The sequence below is a fragment of the Cupriavidus necator genome, from assembly GCF_016127575.1.
GTDB lineage: Bacteria > Pseudomonadota > Gammaproteobacteria > Burkholderiales > Burkholderiaceae > Cupriavidus > Cupriavidus necator_D.
The window spans coordinates 2,579,274-2,597,943 of record NZ_CP066018.1; the positions used below are offsets into that span (position 1 = coordinate 2,579,274).

General features: G+C 67.0%; 14 protein-coding genes. 4 read left to right on the plus strand and 10 right to left on the minus strand.

From position 1 onward, the window contains the following. Window positions 1-182: 182 nt before the first annotated feature. Window positions 183-626 (plus strand): GNAT family N-acetyltransferase, encoded by a 444-nt coding sequence (locus I6H87_RS12050; RefSeq protein WP_010813668.1) that lies wholly within the window; start codon window positions 183-185, stop codon window positions 624-626. Between the two features lie 66 nt (window positions 627-692). Here the strand turns inward: I6H87_RS12050 and I6H87_RS12055 are convergent, their stop codons facing one another. The 5 genes from I6H87_RS12055 to I6H87_RS12075 form a co-directional block, all read right to left on the minus strand. Continuing rightward, window positions 693-2,261 carry a UxaA family hydrolase gene (locus tag I6H87_RS12055; RefSeq protein ID WP_011615817.1) on the minus strand — a complete coding sequence of 523 codons (1,569 nt, stop codon included), beginning with the start codon at window positions 2,259-2,261 and terminating at the stop codon, window positions 693-695. A gap of 20 nt (window positions 2,262-2,281) precedes the next feature. Further along, window positions 2,282-3,076: a transporter substrate-binding domain-containing protein gene (locus I6H87_RS12060; protein ID WP_011615816.1), complete on the minus strand. Its 795-nt coding sequence runs from the start codon at window positions 3,074-3,076 to the stop codon at window positions 2,282-2,284. A gap of 61 nt (window positions 3,077-3,137) precedes the next feature. Further along, on the minus strand, window positions 3,138-3,866 hold the full coding sequence (locus I6H87_RS12065; RefSeq protein ID WP_269446640.1) for an amino acid ABC transporter ATP-binding protein: 729 nt from the start codon (window positions 3,864-3,866) through the stop codon (window positions 3,138-3,140). A 49-nt stretch (window positions 3,867-3,915) separates the two neighbouring features. Further along, the gene (locus I6H87_RS12070) at window positions 3,916-4,566 is read right to left on the minus strand and encodes an amino acid ABC transporter permease (protein ID WP_010813664.1); all 651 of its coding nucleotides are present in this window, start codon (window positions 4,564-4,566) and stop codon (window positions 3,916-3,918) included. A 15-nt stretch (window positions 4,567-4,581) separates the two neighbouring features. Then, complete coding sequence (locus tag I6H87_RS12075; protein ID WP_010813663.1) at window positions 4,582-5,265, minus strand: amino acid ABC transporter permease; 684 nt, start codon at window positions 5,263-5,265, stop codon at window positions 4,582-4,584. 248 nt (window positions 5,266-5,513) lie between these two features. On the opposite strand from I6H87_RS12075, the gene I6H87_RS12080 reads away from it, so the two are divergent. Next, window positions 5,514-6,545: a GntR family transcriptional regulator gene (locus tag I6H87_RS12080; RefSeq protein WP_010813662.1), complete on the plus strand. Its 1,032-nt coding sequence runs from the start codon at window positions 5,514-5,516 to the stop codon at window positions 6,543-6,545. A gap of 111 nt (window positions 6,546-6,656) precedes the next feature. Here I6H87_RS12080 and galU read toward each other — a convergent pair whose 3' ends face one another. Further along, window positions 6,657-7,547: a UTP--glucose-1-phosphate uridylyltransferase GalU gene (gene galU / locus I6H87_RS12085; RefSeq protein WP_011615814.1), complete on the minus strand. Its 891-nt coding sequence runs from the start codon at window positions 7,545-7,547 to the stop codon at window positions 6,657-6,659. Window positions 7,548-7,676: 129 nt separating this feature from the next. After that, complete coding sequence (locus tag I6H87_RS12090) at window positions 7,677-10,544, minus strand: valine--tRNA ligase (protein ID WP_011615813.1); 2,868 nt, start codon at window positions 10,542-10,544, stop codon at window positions 7,677-7,679. 219 nt (window positions 10,545-10,763) lie between these two features. Between I6H87_RS12090 and I6H87_RS12095 the strand changes: the two genes are divergently transcribed. After that, window positions 10,764-13,112 (plus strand): UvrD-helicase domain-containing protein, encoded by a 2,349-nt coding sequence (locus I6H87_RS12095; protein WP_011615812.1) that lies wholly within the window; start codon window positions 10,764-10,766, stop codon window positions 13,110-13,112. Window positions 13,113-13,155: 43 nt separating this feature from the next. On the opposite strand, the gene I6H87_RS12100 is transcribed toward I6H87_RS12095, so the two are convergent. From I6H87_RS12100 to sauS, 3 genes are all read right to left on the minus strand, one after another. Next, window positions 13,156-14,448 carry an MFS transporter gene (locus I6H87_RS12100; protein WP_011615811.1) on the minus strand — a complete coding sequence of 431 codons (1,293 nt, stop codon included), beginning with the start codon at window positions 14,446-14,448 and terminating at the stop codon, window positions 13,156-13,158. A 212-nt stretch (window positions 14,449-14,660) separates the two neighbouring features. Next, a complete protein-coding gene (locus I6H87_RS12105) occupies window positions 14,661-16,190 on the minus strand; it encodes an acyl--CoA ligase (RefSeq protein ID WP_011615810.1) in 1,530 nt (509 codons plus the stop codon). Beyond that, window positions 16,187-17,668: an acylating sulfoacetaldehyde dehydrogenase gene (sauS, locus tag I6H87_RS12110; RefSeq protein WP_011615809.1), complete on the minus strand. Its 1,482-nt coding sequence runs from the start codon at window positions 17,666-17,668 to the stop codon at window positions 16,187-16,189. The genes I6H87_RS12105 and sauS overlap by 4 nt, the downstream gene beginning before the upstream one ends. Window positions 17,669-17,875: 207 nt before the next feature. Between sauS and I6H87_RS12115 the strand changes: the two genes are divergently transcribed. Continuing rightward, the gene (locus I6H87_RS12115) at window positions 17,876-18,634 is read left to right on the plus strand and encodes an IclR family transcriptional regulator (RefSeq protein ID WP_010813655.1); all 759 of its coding nucleotides are present in this window, start codon (window positions 17,876-17,878) and stop codon (window positions 18,632-18,634) included. The last annotated feature ends 36 nt before the right edge of the window (window positions 18,635-18,670 follow it).

An 18,670-nucleotide genomic window follows, 5' to 3' on the forward strand; every position in this document is an offset into this window, starting at 1 on the left:
ATTGCGTTTCCGCCGGTTTTGGGCTGCATTATTCTCCCCATAATGGCGGCGCCGCGGCACATGTGTTTACCCGGATTGGGCTGGTTTTTATGTATGCGCTAAATTACTACTGCGCCCTTGCCTGGTGCCGTGATGGTCACTGTGGGGAGGGCGGAAGTTGATCAAGTGATTCAGGAGAGGCGATGCCAAGGGACGTCCGTATCCGAGCCGCTGGAATTGCCGATATTCAAGCTATTTCGGAAGTGCTGCAGCAATGTGGGTTGTCAGTTGAAAATGTGAGGCCGGCCGCATGTCTGTGCCATGTCGCTGAATTCGGGGAAATCGTAGCTGGTTGTGCCTGCGGGGAGATATTCGACCAGACCTTTGTCGTCAGGACCGTTGGCGTGCTTCCCGATTTTCGGGAGCGAAGAATTGCGACCCATCTGGTTGCGGCCCTGTTGATGCGCGCCCGTGCTAACGGTTGCACCAAGGCCGTCCTGCTGACGACGGAGCATCCGGCCTTTTTTGCGCGCTATGGCTTCTCGCTGACATCCGTGGACGAGTTGCCGACCGAACTGGAATTGTCCAGGGAATTTCAACGCCGCTTCGGCGCCTGGACGCACTGCATGTGCCGCCGCCTGGACTGAGGCGGGGCAAGACGCAGCGCAGCGGCCCGATGGGCCGCCGCGTCGCCGGCTGCGCGCCGGCGGGCTTCAGGTGATCGCGCTCAGCTGCCAGGGTACGAACTCGTTCTGCCCGTAGCCGTGCAGCTCGCTGCGTGAACGTTTGCCGGAGGCGGTGTCCAGCATCAGCCGGAACAGTTCCTCACCGAGCCCGCCAATGGTGGCGCTGCCGTCCAGCACGGCGCCGCAGTTCAGGTCCATGTCATCGGACTGGCGTTGCCACAGCGCGGTATTGGTCGCCAGCTTGACCGAGGGCGAGGGCGCACAGCCGTAGGCCGAGCCGCGCCCCGTGGTGAAGCAGATCAGGTTGGCACCCCCCGCGACCTGGCCGGTCGCGGAGATGGGGTCGTAGCCCGGCGTGTCCATGAACACCAGGCCGCGCGCGCGCACCGGCTGCGCGTACTCATAGACCTCGGCCAGGTTGGCCGAGCCGCCCTTGGCGATGCCGCCCAGGGATTTTTCCAGCACGGTGGTCAGCCCGCCCGCCTTGTTGCCTGCCGACGGGTTGTTGTCCATGCTGGCACCGTGGCGCGCGCAATAGTCCTCCCACCAGCGGATGCGCGCCACCAGCTTGCGGCCGATTTCCGGTGTCTGTGCGCGGCGCGTGAGCAGGTGCTCGGCGCCGTAGATCTCGGGCGTCTCGGAGAGGATGGCAGTGCCGCCGTGGCGCACCAGCAGGTCTACCGCCGCGCCCAGCACCGGGTTCGCCGAGATGCCCGAGTAGCCGTCGGAGCCGCCGCACTGCAGGCCCACCACCAGGTGGCTGGCAGGCACCGGCTGGCGCTGCACGGCATTCGCGGCGGGCAGCATCTCCTGGATCATGGCAATGCCGCGTGCGATGGTCCTGGTGGTGCCGCCGCTGTCCTGGATGGTGAAGGTCTGCAGGCGGTCGTCGTGGGCCAGCCCCTGGGTGGCAAGCAGCGCCGAAATCTGGTTGGTCTCGCAGCCCAGCCCGATCACCAGCACGCTGGCGAAGTTGGGATGGCAGGCATAGCCGCCCAGCGTGCGCTGCAGCAGCGCCAGCCCTTCCCCCTGCGGGTCCACCGCGCAACCGACGCCGTGCGTGAGCGCCACCACGCCGTCGACGTTGGGATAGGCGGCCAGCGCCTCGGGATGGATGTCGCGGCGGAAGTGGTCGGCAATGGCGCGCGCCACCGTGGCCGAGCAGTTCACCGAGGTCAGGATGCCGATGTAGTTGCGCGTGGCCACGCGGCCATCGGCCCGCACGATGCCCGCGAAGGTGGCCGGCGCCGGCACCGGCTCCGGCGCGCGCGCATCGGCGCCATAGGCATAGTCGCGCGTGAAGTCGCCCATGGCCAGGTTGTGGGTGTGCACGTGCTGGCCGGGGCGGATGTCCTGGCTGGCGAAGCCGATGATCTGCCCGTAGCGGCGCACCGCCTCGCCGGCGCCGATGGCGCGCGTTGCCACCTTGTGGCCGGGCGGGACCAGGCCGAGCACAGTCACGTCTTCTTCGTCGAGCGTGGTGCCTGCCACGAGCTGGTCGCGGGCAATGACGACGTCGTCTTCCGGGTGCAGCCGGATCACGCGCAAGGCGGCGTGCAGCTGTGCTGCCTTGCCGGGGTTGGCAGGTGCGTTCATGCGATGAGCTCCCTCGTTCCTTATTTCAGCATCTCGGCCGGCAGCGACAGGCCGAAATAGCGCTTGTAGATGTCGTTGATCCTGCCGTTCTTCAGGTTGGTCCTGACCCAGCCGTCGAGCCAGTCCTTGAGGGCGGTATCGCCCTTGCGCAGGCCGATCGCATAGGGAAAGGTCTGCATCACGAACTTGATTTCCAGGTCGCGCGACGGATTGCTGCGCCTGACCTCCGGAATCACGCTGATGGCCGCGGCCAGGTAGTCCTGCTGGCCGGTGGAGACCGCGGTATTGGTGGTCGCGTCATCCTCGTAGCGCACGATATTCACCGCTGCCACGGCCTTGGCGCCCCGGCTCAGTTCCTGGTCGCTGGTGGTGCCGCGCGTGACCGCGACGGTCTTGCCCGACAGGTCGGCGAAGGACTTGACCTGGGCCTTGGTCGGGCCGCCCACCACCACGGGGATCACGCCATACGGCTCGGAGAAATCGATGACCTTCTTGCGCGCGTCCGTCACGGAAAAGGAGGCCAGCACCACGTCCGCCTTGCGGGTGAGGAGGAAGGGCACGCGGTTGGGGCCCGTGACCGGAACGATCTCAAGGTCGACGCCCAGGTCCTTGGCGAGCAGGCGCGCGGTCTCGATGTCGGAGCCGCTCTGCCTGGCTTGTGTATCCAGCATGCCGTAGGGAGGCGCGCTGATATCGACCGCCACCAGGATCTTCTTGCGCTGCTTGATGGTGTCGAGCGTGTCGGCCGAGGCGGCGGAGGTGCCGGCCAGCAGCAGGGCGGCGAGTGGGGCAAAGAGATAGCGGCGATAGTTCATGAGGTTGTCTCCATATTGTTGGATATCGAAACGGGTTCTTGCTGAGCGGGCGCTGCCGCGCTTACAGGCCGTTGCTGACGAACTGGCGCAGTTCCGGCGTGGCAGGTTCGTCAAGCAGCCTGCCACTGCCGCATTCCCAGACGATGCCCTGGTGCATGAACATGATCTGGTCCGCCACCGAGCGCGCGAACGACATCTCGTGCGTGACCAGCACCATGGTCATGCCGTCTTCGGCCAGTTTTTCAATGACCCGCAGCACCTCGCCGGTAAGCTCGGGATCGAGCGCGGAAGTGACTTCGTCGAACAGCATCAGGCGCGGCTGCATGGCCAGCGAGCGCGCGATGGCGACGCGCTGCTGCTGGCCGCCGGAGAGCTGTTCCGGGTAGTAGTCGGCGCGCTCTTCCATGCCGACTTGCCGCAGCACGTGGCGGGCCAGTTCGCCCGCTTCCTTGCGCCCCATGCCCTTGACCTTGCGCGGTGCCAGCATGACGTTCTCGGCCACGGTCAGGTGCGGGAACAGGTTGTAGCTCTGGAACACGATGCCGACTTCCTTGCGCAGCGCGCCCAGGTCAACGGCGTCTTCGTGCATGGCATGGCCGCACACATGCAGGGCCCCGCCGCTCACGCGCTCCAGCCCGTTGATGCAGCGCAGGGCCGTGCTCTTGCCCGAGCCGCTGCGGCCGATCAGGGCCACCACCTCGCCGCGGCGCACCGAGAAGCTCACGCCCTTGAGGATTTCCACTTGTCCGAAGGACTTGCTTACCTTGTCGAAGCGGACCACTTCGTCCACGCTTGTCTCCATGACGTTCCTTTGTTGTCGGGTTTTGGCGCTGTCAGGCTCAGGCGCGTGCCTTGTTGAAGCGGCGCTCCAGGCGGTACGAGAGCGATGAGAGCGGATAGCAGATGGCGAAATACAGCGCCGCGGCGATGGTGAACACCAGAAAGGGCTTGAAGGTGGAGTTGTTGACCACCCGCGCCGAATAGGTCAGGTCGAAGAAGCCGATCACCACCGCGTACGACGAGTTCTTCACGATCTGCACCAGGAAGCTCACCGTGGGCGCAATGGCAATGCGGGCGGCCTGCGGCAGGATCACGTACACCGCCCGCTGCAGCGGCGTGAGCGCCAGGCATTCGGCGGCCTCCCACTGCGTGCGCGGCACGGCCTGGATGCAGCCCTTCCAGATCTCGCCGAGGTAGGCGCTGGAATACGCCGTCATCGCGATCCCCGCGGCGACCAGCGCCGGCAGCTCGAAGCCGCCCACGCTGATGCCGAAATACACCACGAACATGATCACCGGCAGCGGCACGCCCTGTACCAGCTGCACGTAGGCGCCCGTGAGCGTGCGCAGCACGCGCCCGCCGCGGCTGCGCGCCAGCGCCAGCGGTACGCCCACCAGCGCGCCGCCGGCAAAGCCCATGCCTGCCAGCAGCAAGGTCCAGCCTGCGCCGCGCAGGATGAACAACACTTGATCGAAAGAAATTCCGTGCATGAGGCGCGCTCCGGTTCAGAGAGGGGTTTGCAGGCGCCGGCGGCGCGTAAAGGCCAGGGCGCCGATGCCTGCCATCGACAGGCGCAGCAGCCAGGACAGCAGCAGGTAGACGAGCGCGATCACCAGGTAGATCTCGAAGCCGCGGAAGGTCTCCGACTGGATGCGGTAGCCCACCGCTGTGAGTTCCTCGGCCGAGATCTGCGACATGATCGAAGTGGCCAGCATCATCAGCACGAACTGGCTGATCAGCGCCGGATACATGCGCTCCACCGCTTGCGGCAACACCACCAGGCGCAGCATCTGCCAGCGCGACAGCCCCAGGCAGGAAGCGGCCTCGAGCTGGCCGCGCGGCACCGACTCGATGCCGGCGCGCACGATTTCGGTGGTATAGGCCGACACGTTCACGACCAGCGCCACCACTGCCGCCGCCATGGCCGGCACCCGCACCTGCACCGCCGCCAGCCCGAAGAAGAGCCAGAAGGCCTGGATCACCAGCGGCGTATTGCGAATCACGTCCACATACACCGTGACGCAGCGGCGCGCCCACGCGGGGCCTTGCGTGCGCACCACGGCCAGCGCCGTGCCCAGCACGAAGCCGAACACGATGGTGGCGACCGACATGCGCAAGGTCAGCCACACGCCGTCGAGCAAGTCCCGCCAGCCCGTGGACAGGAAACTGAAATCAAACTGGTAGTCCATCGGCGCGGGTTCCTCCTTCTCGTGGCGCCGCCGCGGCCGGCGCGCGCCCTGTCTCTTGTTGTGGCTTCGTTGTCGTGCTTGCGGCGTGCGACACGCGCCGTGGTGGGATGAAATATATGACCATTGCCGGCAATGATCAATATCCGTGGATACCCGTGTATGATGGAATGCGATGAGATGCCCTGGCGTGCCGCCATGGCTACACTGACCGACCGCCACGTTCTGGAGACAAAGTGCCGAGCCCATCGATGACGACACGAGACCGAAATCGCGTCGCCCCCCTTGCTGCCAGCCTGGAAGCGGAGGAAGCCAGCCGCCATGCGCCGATCTACGCGTTGATCCACCAGGTGCTGCGCAAGGCGATGCTGGACGGGACGCTGGAGCAGGGCACCGTGCTGCTGGAAGGGCCGGTCGCGGAGATTCTGCGCGCCACCCGGTCGCCGGTGCGGCAGGCCTTGCGCGAGCTGGAGGCCGAAGGCCTGGTCAGCCGCTTCGACGGGCGCGGCTATGTCGCCGGCCCGGCCGGCACCGAGCCCAGGCGTGTGCCGCTGGACGCGGCCATGCTGGGCGTGGACAGCGCGCCGGACGTGGCACGCAAGACGCTGGGCTGGGAGGTCATCTACGACGAGGTGGAGCGCAACCTGGTCCACCTGTCGGTGTTCGGGCGCTACCGTGTCAACGAAGTCGAGCTGGCGCGCTATTTCAACGTGGGGCGCACCGTGGTGCGCGATGTGCTGCTGCGCCTGGAAAGCCTGGGCATCCTGGAGAAGGACGAGCGCCAGCGCTGGGTCATCATCCCGCTGGATGCGCAGCGCATCCACGATCTCTACGAGCTGCGCTCACTGGTGGAGCCGGCCGCGCTGCGCGGCGCCATCGTCCATGCGGACGCGGCCGAGCTGGCTGCCATGATGGAAGACCTGCACAAGGTGCAGCGTGTCTACCCGAAGGTGTCGCGCACCGCCATGGACAAGCTGGAGCATGACCTGCACGTGCGCCTGCTGTCGCTGTGCCCGAACAAGGAGCTGCTGGGCAGCCTGCAGCGCACGCGCTGCATCCTGACCCTGAGCAAGCATGTACTGGGAGCGTCGGCGCCGATGCCGCAGGAAGATCCCTTCCTCTCCGAGCACATGGCCGTGCTGCAGGCCGCCGCCGCAGGCGCGCCGCGCAAGGCCGCTGAGCTGTTGCGGGAACACCTGGAGCTGTCGTGCGCGAAGGTCACGCAGCGGGCCGGGCTGGTGCGCGAAACGTTCGCGCTGCCGACGGTGTCCTACATCGCCTGAGCGCAAATAAGGAGAGGCCGCAACCCTCCCGGCATTTGCCGGAATGGTTGCGGCCTCTCACGGCTGCAGACGTCCAGGAACTTCCTTTCCTGTCCGCAGGGCAGGGCGCGATCAGCTGCCGATGCCGGTCAGGTGCTCGCGCGATTCCAGGTAGGCGCTGAATTCAGTCCCGACTTCCGGGTGCTTCAAGGCAAATTCAACGGTTGCCTTCAGGTAGCCCAGCTTGCTGCCGCAGTCATAGCGGCGGCCCTGGTAGCGGTAGGCCAGCACCTGCTCCTGGCCCAGCAGCGACTGGATCGCGTCGGTCAGCTGCAGCTCGCCGCCGGCGCCCGGCTTCAGGTCACGCAGGTGTTCGAAGATGCGCGGGGTCAGGATGTAGCGGCCGACCACGCCCAGGTTGGACGGCGCGTCTTCCGGCGCCGGCTTCTCGATGATGCCGGAGACCTTGATCACGTCCGCATCCCATTCGCGGCCGTCGATCACGCCGTAGGAGCGGCTTTGCTCCGGCGTGATCTCCTCGACCCCCAGCACCGAGCAGTTGTAGTGGTTGAAGGTATCCACCATCTGCTTCATCACCGGCGGGTTGCCGTCGATCAGGTCATCGGCCAGCATCACTGCGAACGGCGTGTCGCCGACCAGCTTGGCCGCGCACAGCACCGCATGCCCCAGGCCCAGCGCTTCGGGCTGGCGCACGTAGAAGCATTCCACGTTGGCGGGCTTGATCGAGCGCACCACGTCCAGCAGCGCCTGCTTGTTCTTGGCCTCAAGCTCCACTTCCAGCTCGAAGGCCTTGTCGAAATGGTCCTCGATGGCGCGCTTGGAGCGGCCGGTGACAAAGATCATCTCGGTAATGCCGGCGGCCATGGCTTCTTCCACGGCGTACTGGATCAGCGGCTTGTCCACCACCGGAAGCATTTCCTTGGGGCTGGCCTTGGTGGCCGGCAGGAAGCGAGTGCCCAGGCCCGCAACCGGGAACACAGCCTTGGTGACGCGATTTTCCATATCAGGTGTACCTCTCAGATTCCAGTCCATAACCCTGCCAGCCATTGCGGGCGTCGTCTGTCCGGTTCTGTCCGACGAAGCCGGACAGAACCCCCGGCAGGCAGGGGCGTGAATGCGGCCGCCGTGCCGTCAGGCCGGCAGCCGCTGCAGCTGGCCCTGCAGCTTGGCCAGCGTCTGCTCGAAATCGGCCAGGCGCTGCGTCTCTTGCGCCACCACGGCAGGCGGTGCCTTGGCGACAAAGCTCTCGTTGGAGAGCTTGGCGCGGCACTTGCCGATTTCGCCACCGATGCGCTCGACTTCCTTCGACAGGCGCGCGCGCTCGGCGCCGACATCGATCTCGATCTTCAGCAGCAGGTGGTTGCCCCCGGCAATGGCGACCGGCGCGCCGGCGCCTTCAGCCTGCAGGGCAGCTTCATCTTCGAAGACGCGTACCTCGGAAAGTTTCGCCAGTGCCTGGATATGTGCGCTCGCCGCCTTCAGGAAGGTGCTGTCACCCTCAGCATAGAGCGGGATGCGCTGGGCCGGCGAGATGTTCATCTCGCCGCGCAGGTTGCGGCAGGCATCGATCACTTCCTTCAGGCGCGCAACCCATTGCTCGGCTTGCTCGTCGATCTTGGCGACCGCAGGCAGCGGGTAGGGCTGCAGCGCGATGGTCTCGGAGCCGTCACCCTTGGCGCGGCCGGCCAGCGGGGCCACCTTCTGCCACAGCTCTTCGGTGATGAAGGGGATGATCGGATGCGCCAGGCGCAGCACGGTCTCGAGCACGCGCAGCAGCGTGCGCCGCGTGGCGCGCTGCTGGGCCTCGGTGCCGTTCTGGATCTGCACCTTGGCCAGTTCCAGGTACCAGTCGCAGTATTCGTCCCAGACGAACTTGTAGATGGCGTTGGCGATATTGTCGAAGCGGTATTCGGCAAAGCCCTTCTCGACCTCGGCTTCCACGCGCTGCAGCAGCGACACGATCCAGCGGTCGGCCTGCGAGAAATCCAGGTAGCCGTCTGGGCCGCAGTCGTTGTTGCACGGGCCCATGCCGCAGTCATGGCCTTCGGTGTTCATCAGCACGAAGCGGGTCGCGTTCCACAGCTTGTTGCAGAAGTTGCGGTAGCCCTCGCAGCGGCCGGTATCGAAGTTGACGTTGCGGCCCAGCGTGGCCAGCGACGCGAAGGTGAAGCGCAGTGCGTCGGCGCCGAATGCGGGAATGCCCTCGGGGAATTCCTTTTTCGTCTTCTTCTCGATCTTGGGCGCGTCCTTGGGGCGGCGCAGGCCGGTGGTGCGCTTCTGCAGCAGCGTGTCGAGGTCGATGCCGTCGATCAGGTCCACCGGGTCCAGCGTGTTGCCCTCGGACTTGCTCATCTTCTTGCCTTCCGAATCGCGCACCAGGCCGTGCACGTAGACGGTATGGAAGGGCACCTTGCCGATGAAGTGCTTGGTCATCATGACCATGCGCGCCACCCAGAAGAAGATGATGTCGTAGCCGGTCACCAGCACCGACGACGGCAGGAAGTGATGCATCTCGGGCGTTTCTCCCGGCCAGCCCAGCGAGGAGAAGGGCACCAGCGCCGACGAGAACCAGGTGTCGAGCACGTCTTCCTCGCGGCGCAGGCTGCCGGTGCTGCCGGCGGCCTTTGCCTTTGCCAGCGCTTCTTCTTCGGTGCGGCCGACAAAGCAGTTGCCGGCATCGTCATACCACGCCGGGATCTGGTGGCCCCACCACAGCTGGCGCGAGATGCACCAGTCCTGGATATTGCCCAGCCACTGGTTGTAGGTGCTGATCCAGTTTTCCGGCACCAGCTTGATCTCGCCGCTCTGCACGGCTTCCAGCGCCACCTCGGCGATCGAGCGGCCCGGGTAGAAGGTGCCTTCCGGCGCCGGCTTGCTCATGGCGACGAACCACTGGTCGGTCAGCATCGGCTCGATCGCGCTGCCGGTGCGCTCGCTGCGCGGGGTCATCAGCTTGTGCTTCTTGACCTCGGCCAGCAGGCCGCGCTTGTCCAGGTCCTCGACGATGGCGCGGCGCGCGTCGAAGCGGTCCAGGCCGGCGTAGGCGGCGGGGGCGTCGGCAACGATCTTCGCGTCCAGCGTCAGGATCGACAACTGCGGCAGGTTGTGGCGCTGGCCCACGGCATAGTCGTTGAAGTCATGGCCGGGGGTCACCTTGACCACGCCGGTGCCGAACTCGCGGTCGACGTACTCGTCGGCAATCACCGGGATCTGGCGCTCGGTCAGCGGCAGCTGCACGAACTTGCCGATCAGGTGCGCATAGCGCTCGTCTTCCGGGTGGACCATCACGGCCACGTCGCCCAGCATGGTTTCGGGGCGGGTGGTGGCCACAGTCAGGTGGGTCAGGCCGCCCTTGGCATCAGCCTCGACCAGCGGATAGTGGATATGCCACAGCGAGCCTTCTTCCTCGATGCTGTCGACTTCCAGGTCCGACACGGCGGTGCCCAGCACCGGGTCCCAGTTGACCAGGCGCTTGCCGCGGTAGATCAGGCCCTGTTCGTGCAGGCGCACGAAAGCTTCGGTGACCGCCTTCGACATCTCGGGCGACATCGTGAAGTACTCGCGGCTCCAGTCGATCGAAGCGCCCATGCGCCGCACCTGGCGGGTGATGGTCGAGCCCGACTCTTCCTTCCAGGCCCACACCTTCTCGGTGAACTTCTCGCGGCCCAGGTCATGGCGCGACACGCCCTGCGACTCGAGCTGGCGCTCCACCACGATCTGGGTGGCGATGCCGGCGTGGTCGGTGCCCGGCACCCACAGCGTATTGGCGCCGCTCATGCGCGCATGGCGCGCCAGGCCGTCCATGATGGTCTGGTTGAAAGCGTGGCCCATATGCAGCGTGCCGGTCACATTGGGCGGCGGCAGCTGGATCGCAAAGTCCGGGCGGGCAGGGTCGAAGGTCGGCTTGGCAATGCCGCGCTTCTCCCACTCGGGGCCCCATTTCGCCTCGATGGCGGTGGGTTCGAAGCTTTTGGCGAGGGACTGGTCTTGGGCGGTCATGCTGGGATGTCGATATTGGCGTCGGGGGTCGTCGCAGGGTGCTTCGGCCTGCGCCTGGCGAGGCGGCGGCCGTCGGCGGCCGGCATTGCGCCAGTAAAACGTTAAATTATACGGGGGTGGCAGGCTGGTGCCTATTTCCCGGCCATCCGGCCCCGCCGGATGTGACTTGCAGGACAGGGCCCGCCGGTATAATTGCCGTCAATCCACAAGGCTGATCCGATGTCCGACCTGCTTGCCAACCTGAACGCCGAACAACTAGCCGCCGTCACCCTGCCTGACGAACCGGCGCTGATCCTGGCGGGCGCGGGCAGCGGCAAGACCCGCGTGCTGACCACGCGCATCGCCTGGCTGATCCAGAACGGCCGGGTCTCGCCGGCGGGCATCCTGGCGGTGACCTTTACCAACAAGGCCGCCAAGGAAATGCAGACGCGGCTGTCGTCGATGCTGCCGATCAACACCCGCGGCATGTGGATCGGCACCTTCCACGGCCTGTGCAACCGCATGCTGCGCGCGCATTTCCGCGACGCCGGGCTGCCCCAGACCTTTGCCATCCTGGACAGCCAGGACCAGCTCTCGGCGCTCAAGCGGCTGCTCAAGTCGCTCAACGTCGACGATGAGAAGTACCCGGCCAAGAACCTGCAGTACTTCATCAACAACGCCAAGGAGCAGGGCCTGCGCCCGGCCGACGTCGAGGCCAACGACGACTTCAACAAGCGCTTTGTCGACCTCTACGCCGCCTACGACCTGCAGTGCCAGCGCGAAGGCGTGGTCGACTTCGCCGAGCTGCTGCTGCGCTGCTACGAGCTGCTGCGCTACAACGACGCCATCCGCCAGCACTACCAGCACCGCTTCCGCCACGTGCTGGTCGACGAGTTCCAGGACACCAACGTGCTGCAGTACCAGTGGCTCAAGCTGCTGGCCGGCTACGGCACGCAGAACCCGGCCGCGGTCTTTGCCGTGGGCGACGACGACCAGAGCATCTATGCGTTCCGCGGCGCCAACGTCGGCAATATGCGCGACTTCGAGCACGAGTTCCGCGTGCGCCGGCTGATCAAGCTGGAGCAGAACTACCGCTCGCACGGGCATATCCTGGATTCGGCCAACCACCTGATCTCGCACAACGCGCGCCGCCTGGGCAAGAACCTGCGCACCGACGCCGGCCACGGCGAGCCGGTGCGAGTGTTCCAGGGCGGCTCCGACGGCCAGGAAGCCGCCTGGATCATCGAGGAGATCCGCGACCAGATCGCGCAGGGCGCCAGCCGCGCCGAGATTGCCATCCTGTACCGCAGCAACGCGCAGTCGCGCGTGATCGAGCATGCGCTGTTCTCGGCCGGCATCGCGTACCGCGTCTATGGCGGCCTGCGCTTCTTCGAGCGCGCCGAAATCAAGCACGCGCTGGCCTATATGCAGCTGCTGGAGAACCCGCGCAACGATGCAGCCTTTGGCCGCGTGGTCAACTTCCCGGCGCGCGGCATCGGCGCGCGCTCGCTGGAAGTGCTGCAGGACATGGCGCGCCAGTATGACTGCGCGCTGGCCGAGGCGGTGGCCTACGTGCCCGGCGCGGCCGGCAGCAAGCTGGCGGCGTTTACACGCCTGATCGAGAAGACGCGCGAGGACACGCGCCGCATGACGCTGGCCGAGACCGTCGAGTACGTGATCAACCACAGCGGCCTGATCACCCACTACCAGGGCGAGAAGGAAGGCCAGGACCGCATCGAGAACTTGCAGGAACTGGTGACCGCCGCGCAGGCCTTCGTGGTCGAGGAAGGCTACGGCCTGGAAGCGCTGGCCGCGGTGATCCCGGTTGACCGCAGCCCCGCCGCCCCGGCACTGGCCGACGGCGACCAGGCCCAGCAGGTGCTGGATCCGGAAGCGCTGCCGGTGGTGATGACGCCGCTGGTCGCGTTCCTGACCCATGCCTCGCTGGAAGCCGGCGACAACCAGGCCCAGGCCGGCCAGGACGCGGTGCAGATGATGACCGTGCATGCGGCCAAGGGGCTGGAATTCGACGTGGTCTTCATCACCGGGATGGAAGAGGGCCTGTTCCCGCACGAGAACAGCATGATGGACCCGGACGGCGTGGAGGAAGAGCGCCGCCTGATGTACGTGGCGATCACGCGTGCGCGCAAGCGGCTCTACATGTCGTTCGCGCAAAGCCGCATGCTGCACGGCCAGACCCGCTACCACGTGCGCTCGCGCTTCTTCGAGGAACTGCCCGAGGCCTCGCTCAAGTGGCTGACGCCGCCGGCGCAGGGCTACGGCGGCGTGCGCCGCCAGGAGCGCGACAGCGCCTGGGGCCGCGACTGGTTCCGCAAGCCCGAGGACGTGCCCTATACCGGCACGCGCCCCACCGGCGGCATGGACAACGGCAACGGCTATGCCGATGCCAAGCGCGAGGCCGGCACCGGCTTCCGGGTGGGGCAGTCGGTGTTCCACAACAAGTTTGGCGAAGGCGTGATCACCGCGCTGGAAGGCGAGGGCACCGACGCACGCGCCAATATCAACTTCAAGCGCAACGGCGCCAAGTGGCTGGCGCTGTCGGTGGCGAAGCTGGACGCGATCGACTGAACGAGTCCGGCTTCGCTGCGCGCCATGCCGCGACCCGGGCGGCTCAGGGCAGGGCGTGGCGGACCTCGCCAGCCTTTTCGTCGGGGCTGTCCACCGTCAGCAGCGGATTGATGAACAGCGAGGCCAGCGCGCCAACCCCGAGCAGCGCCCCCGAGATCATGAACGGCAGGTCATAGCTGCCGGTGCGCTCGATCAGGTAGCCGAACACCACCGGCGACACCATGCCGGCCACGCCGAAGCCGGTGTTCATCATGCCGCCCGCGGTGCCGGCGTACTTGCCGGCGATGTCCAGCGGCAGGCTCCACAGCACCGCGTTGGTCAGCTCCAGGAAGAAGAACGACAGCGACAGCAGGATCACCGCGTTGACGGCATCGGCCGTGAAGGTCATCGGCGCGATGAACATCAGCGAGCCGGCCAGCCCCACGAACAGGACCGCGCCGCGCGCCAGGCGCAGGTTGCCGGTGCGCTTGTAGATGCGGTCCGACAGCACGCCGCCGAGCGTATCGCCGACCACGCCGGCCATCAGCGGCAGCGCGGTGAACAGCGCCAGCTGCTTCAGGTCGAAGCCGCGCGCCTCCTTCAGGTACGAGGGCAGCCACGTCAGGTAGACCCACAGCGACCAGCCGTAGCAGAAGTCGACGAAGGTCACCAGCCACATGCGCCGGAACAGGCGCCGCCACGGCGTGGCCGCCTTGGCGGCCTGCCGGCTGTCGCCGTGCCGGTAGCCGATCTCCTGCAGCTCCTGCGCGGTCACGCGGCTGTGCTTGTCGGGCGAATCCTTGAAAAAGAAGGCGTACAGCAAGGTCCAGCCGAGGCTGACCGCGCCCAGCACGATAAAGGCTTCGCGCCAGCCGGCGGCGGCCACGATGACCAGCACGACCGGCGGCGTGATCGCACCGCCCAGCCGCGCGAAGCTGTGGGTGATGCCCTGCGCGAAGCCGCGCTCCGCCACCGGCATCCAGTAGGTGAAGGCGCGCGTCGCGGTCGGGAACGCACCGCCTTCGCCGATGCCCAGCACGAAGCGCAGCACCACCAGAATCAGCACGCTGCCCGCGAAGCCGGTCAGCACGGTGGCCACGCCCCAGATCAGCGAGAGGACAATCAGCACCTTCTTGGGCCCGAACTTGTCAGCCATCCAGCCGCCGAGAATCTGCATGGCGGCATAGGGGTAGGCAAAGGCCGAGAACACCAGCCCCAGCTGCGATGTGGTCAGTCCCATTTCCTCGCGGATCAGGGGGGCGGCGACCGAAATGTTGACGCGGTCGATATAGGCGATGAAATACATCAGGCACATGACGCCCAGGATCATGTGCCGGGTCTTGATACGTTGCTTCATAGCCACCTCCTATGCGCGGCGCGCGCGTGGTGTTGACGGGGCGGCGGCCGGCACACGGTCCGTAGCCATGCGCTTGCGGCGCGCCGGGGGCGCGGCGCCGGCCGCGCTGCCCCGTCCTTGAGCAATCTGTCTGCAGTCTTGAGTCGTGTCTCCTGGTCTGGTGGATTCCGGTCGGGCAGGCTCCTTGGCGAGGGTTGTGGAAGGGGGAAGGTTCAGGCGTGGTTGAGCAGCTTCAGCCGCTGCACCTTGCCGGACGGGCCGCGCGGCAGCTCGGCGATAAAGCGGAACTCCTTCGGCGTCTTGTAGCGGCCCAGCTCGCGCAGGCAATGCGCGCGCAGCGCCGCGTCATCGCAGCGCGCGGCCTCGCGCATGACCACGTAGGCAACGATCTCCTGCCCGTAGGCCGGGTCCGGCACGCCTACCGCCGCGGCTTCGAGCACGCCCGGATGGCGCAGCAGCGCCTCGTCGATCTCGCGCGGGGCGATGTTCTCGCCGCCCTTGATGATCAGTTCCTTGGCGCGCCCGCTGATGTAGAAATAGCCATCGGCGTCGCGGTAGCCGAGATCGCCCGTGCGCAGCCAGCCATCGTGCGTAAAGGCCTCGCGCGTGATGTCCGGCGCCTTGTAGTAGCCCGCCATCACGCTCTCGCCCTGCAGCACGATCTCGCCGACCTGTCCGTCAGGAGCCGGCTTGCCGTCGCGCCCGAGCACGCGTGCGCGCGTGCCAGATGGCCTGCCGATGCTGCCGATGCGCCGCTGGCCCGGGTCGAGCGGATTGCTGAACGCCGGTGCGGCAGTCTCGGTCATGCCCATGGTCTCGATCACGCCGATGCCGAAGCGCGCCTCGAAGGCGCGGTGATGCTCGGGCGGCAGCGCGGCCGAGGCCGAGCGGCAGAAGCGCACGCCGGCCGGGGCCTGGCCGTGCGGATCGTTCAGCAGGTAGGCGATGATGGTCGGCACCACGTTCAGCCAGGTGCATCCGTGGCGCGCGCTGTCCTGCCAGAACGCGCTGGCGGAAAAGCGCATCGGCATCACCACCGAGCCGCCGTGCACCAGCGGCGCGATCGCGGTCACGACCAGGCCGTTGATGTGATACAGCGGCAGCGTCGCCAGCACCCGGTCGGCCGGCCCGAGGCAGTGCTCGCGGCTGACGTTGGTGCCGTTGGCCACCAGGTTGCGCTGCGTCAGCAGCACGCCTTTGGGCGTGCCGGTGGTGCCGGACGTGTACATGAGCAGCGCGGGCGCGTCAGGCTGCGGTGGGGGCAGTGGCGACGCAGCATCATGCGTGGCAGGCAGTGCCGGCAGGCTGTTGGCATCGGGCGCGGTGACGAGCACCGGCACGTCCAGTCCGGCCTCGCGCAGGGCCTCGCGGATGGCGGCTTCTCCGTCGGGCCAGGTGAAGACCAGCCGCGTATCCGAGTGCGCCAGGATGTAGCGCAGCTGCGCCGGCTGGCACAGCAGGTTGATCGGATTGACCACCAGCCCGCAGGCCATGGTGCCGAGCAGGAGCCGCGCGGTCTGCTCGCCGTTGGGCAGGTACACCGACACCGTCTGGCCGCTGCCCAGGCCGGCTGCCGCATAGCTGCGGCCGAGCGTGCCGGCGTCCGTCGCCAGCGCGCCGAAAGTGAGCGCATGGCCGCTGTCCGGGGACAACAGGTAGGGCTTGTCGGGCCACTGCGCGGCGCGCACGGCAATCAGCGCGGCAAGCGTGTCGAACACTTCGGGTTCCGTGCGCGCGTTCATTTGCCGACCCTCGCGAAGTAGTCGCCCAGCAGGTCCGCTTCATCGGGCACGTGCTCGGCGATGGGCACGGCGATGCGGGTGATATTCAGGTATTGGCGCCAGCCGAGGTTGTCCGAGAAGTTGTTGCCGCCCCAGGTGCCGCAGCCCATCGACAACGAGAACGGCAGGCCGTTGTCGAAATTCCCGCCGGTGGCGAAGCAGTGCGCCTGGTTCACGATCACGCGCGCCACCGGCAGCTCTTGTCCAAGCTGCAGCGCATGGCGCGGGTTGGACGAATGCAGGCTGACCGAATGCCCGGCGCCCATATAGGCGTACAGGCTCGCCACGCGCTCGACCGCCGCCGCGAAGTCGGTCGCGCGGTAGAGCGTCAGCACGGGCGAGAGCTTCTCGCCGGAGAAGGGGTAGTCGCTGCCGACACCGGTTTCCTCCACCAGCAGCATCGCGGGCTGCAGCGCGCGCACGCGTTCCAGCCCGGCGAGCTCGGCAATGCGGGTCGCGCTCTGTCCCGTGAAGCTGCCGGCGAGCTTGGCGTCGCGCCACATCAGCGCCTGCAGCCGCGCTTTCTCCGAAGCCGTGAGCAGCACGCCGCCGACCGCCGCCAAGGCGTCGAGCATGGGCGTGTAGACCGCGTCGACTACGACCAGGCTGTTCTCCGAAGAGCAACTGGTGGCATTGTCGAAGGTCTTGGAGCGCGCCACCTTGGCTGCCGCGTCATCCAGCGTGGCGCTGGCGTCGATGATCGATGCCACATTGCCGGCGCCCACGCCGAAGGCCGGCGTGCCGCAGGTGTAGGCCATGCGCACGTTGGCCTGCGAGCCGGTCGCGACCACCAGGTCGGCCTGCCGCATGAGCTCCGCCGTCGCGGTCTTCGAGACCGGCGCGGGCAGCATCTGGACCAGGTCGGCGGGCAGGCCGGCGCGCGCAAACTCGGCGTGGATGAACGACAGCAGCAGCGCGCAGGTGTCCTGCCCCTTCGGCGACGGCGCCAAGATCACGCTGTTGCCGCACTTGAGCGCGTTGATGATCTTGTTGGCCGGCGTGGCCGCAGGATTGGTCGAAGGCGTAATGGCCGCCACCACGCCCACGGGCCGCGCGATCTCGGTGATGCCGGCTGCCGCATCCTGCGCGATCACGCCCACCGTCCTGCGGCCATGCAGGTCGCGCAGCAGGCCCAGCGTCTTGCGGTGGTTCTTGCGGATCTTGTCGTCGACATTGCCCAGCCCGGTGTCGGCGACGGCACGCTCGGCCAACTGGCGGTTGCGCGCGGGCTCCATGATGGCCCACGCGGCAGCGGCGACTGCCGTGTCGACGGTGGCCTGGTCGGCACGCGCGAACTCGCGCTGCGCCTGCCTGGCCCGGGCCACGACCGCAGCGACGGCTTCAGCCGCGGCTTGCGCTGGCTGCACGGGCAGGGATGCCGTCGGTAGGGGCAAATCGGAATTGTTGGACTGCCGGCGATGCAGTATTTGCACACTCATGGATTCGACTCCGCGGTTTGGACGGTTAGGGCCGCCGCGCTTTGTCGTGCACTTCGCGGCACCGTCGGCGGCCCTGGATCGAATCTAGTGAAGCCGGGCAGACAGGCCGTCCCAATTTGTGCGCTTTCGCGAGCGCGCAGCCGGGGTGCGATCGAGAATTCAGTTTTCGGGACGGCCATGCGTCCCGGAATCCTTTAAATTTGATCCATGAGCAATCATTCGAATGCCGCCGCCGTGCGCGCCTTCCGCATTCTCGAGATCCTGTCCGCGGCCGACGGACCGCTGTCGCTGGCGGCCATCGTGCAGGCGATCGAGCTGCCGAAGCAGACCGTCCACCGCATCCTCAAGCAGCTTGAAAGCACTTGGCTGGTGTCGCGCACTGCCGGCAACCGCCACTACGAGTGCTCGTCGCGCGTGCGGCAGCTGGCCGTCAATGTGCTGATGCAGGCAGGTCCGGCGGCGGCGCGCCATGCGATCCTGCAGCAGCTGGTCGACAAGATCGGTGAGACCTGCAACCTGACCATGCTGTCCGGCGACGACGTGGTCTACCTGGACCGCGTGGAAACGCAATGGCCGCTGCGCATGCACCTGCAGCCGGGCTCGCGGGTGCCGCTGCACTGCACCGCCAGCGGCAAGCTGCTGCTGGCGTTCCTGCCGAGCGCGCAGCGCCAGCGCCTGGTTGCCAGCCTGCCGCTGCGCGCGCATTCGGCGCACACCATTACCAATGCCGAGGCCTTGCACGCGGAACTGGCCGAGACACGGCAGCGGCGCCTGGGGGTCAACAATCAGGAAAACCTGGAAGGCATGATCGCGGTCGCGGTGCCGGTGATGCGCAACCGGAGCCGCGCCTGCGCGGCGATTGCCGTGCAGGTGCCGATGGCGCGCATGACGATGGACCAGCTGATGGGATTCGTGCCGGACCTGCGCCTGGCAGCGGACGAGATGGTGAAGACGTTCTGCGAATAGGCCGTGAGGGCGGTGTGCTCCCTCTCCCGCAAGCGG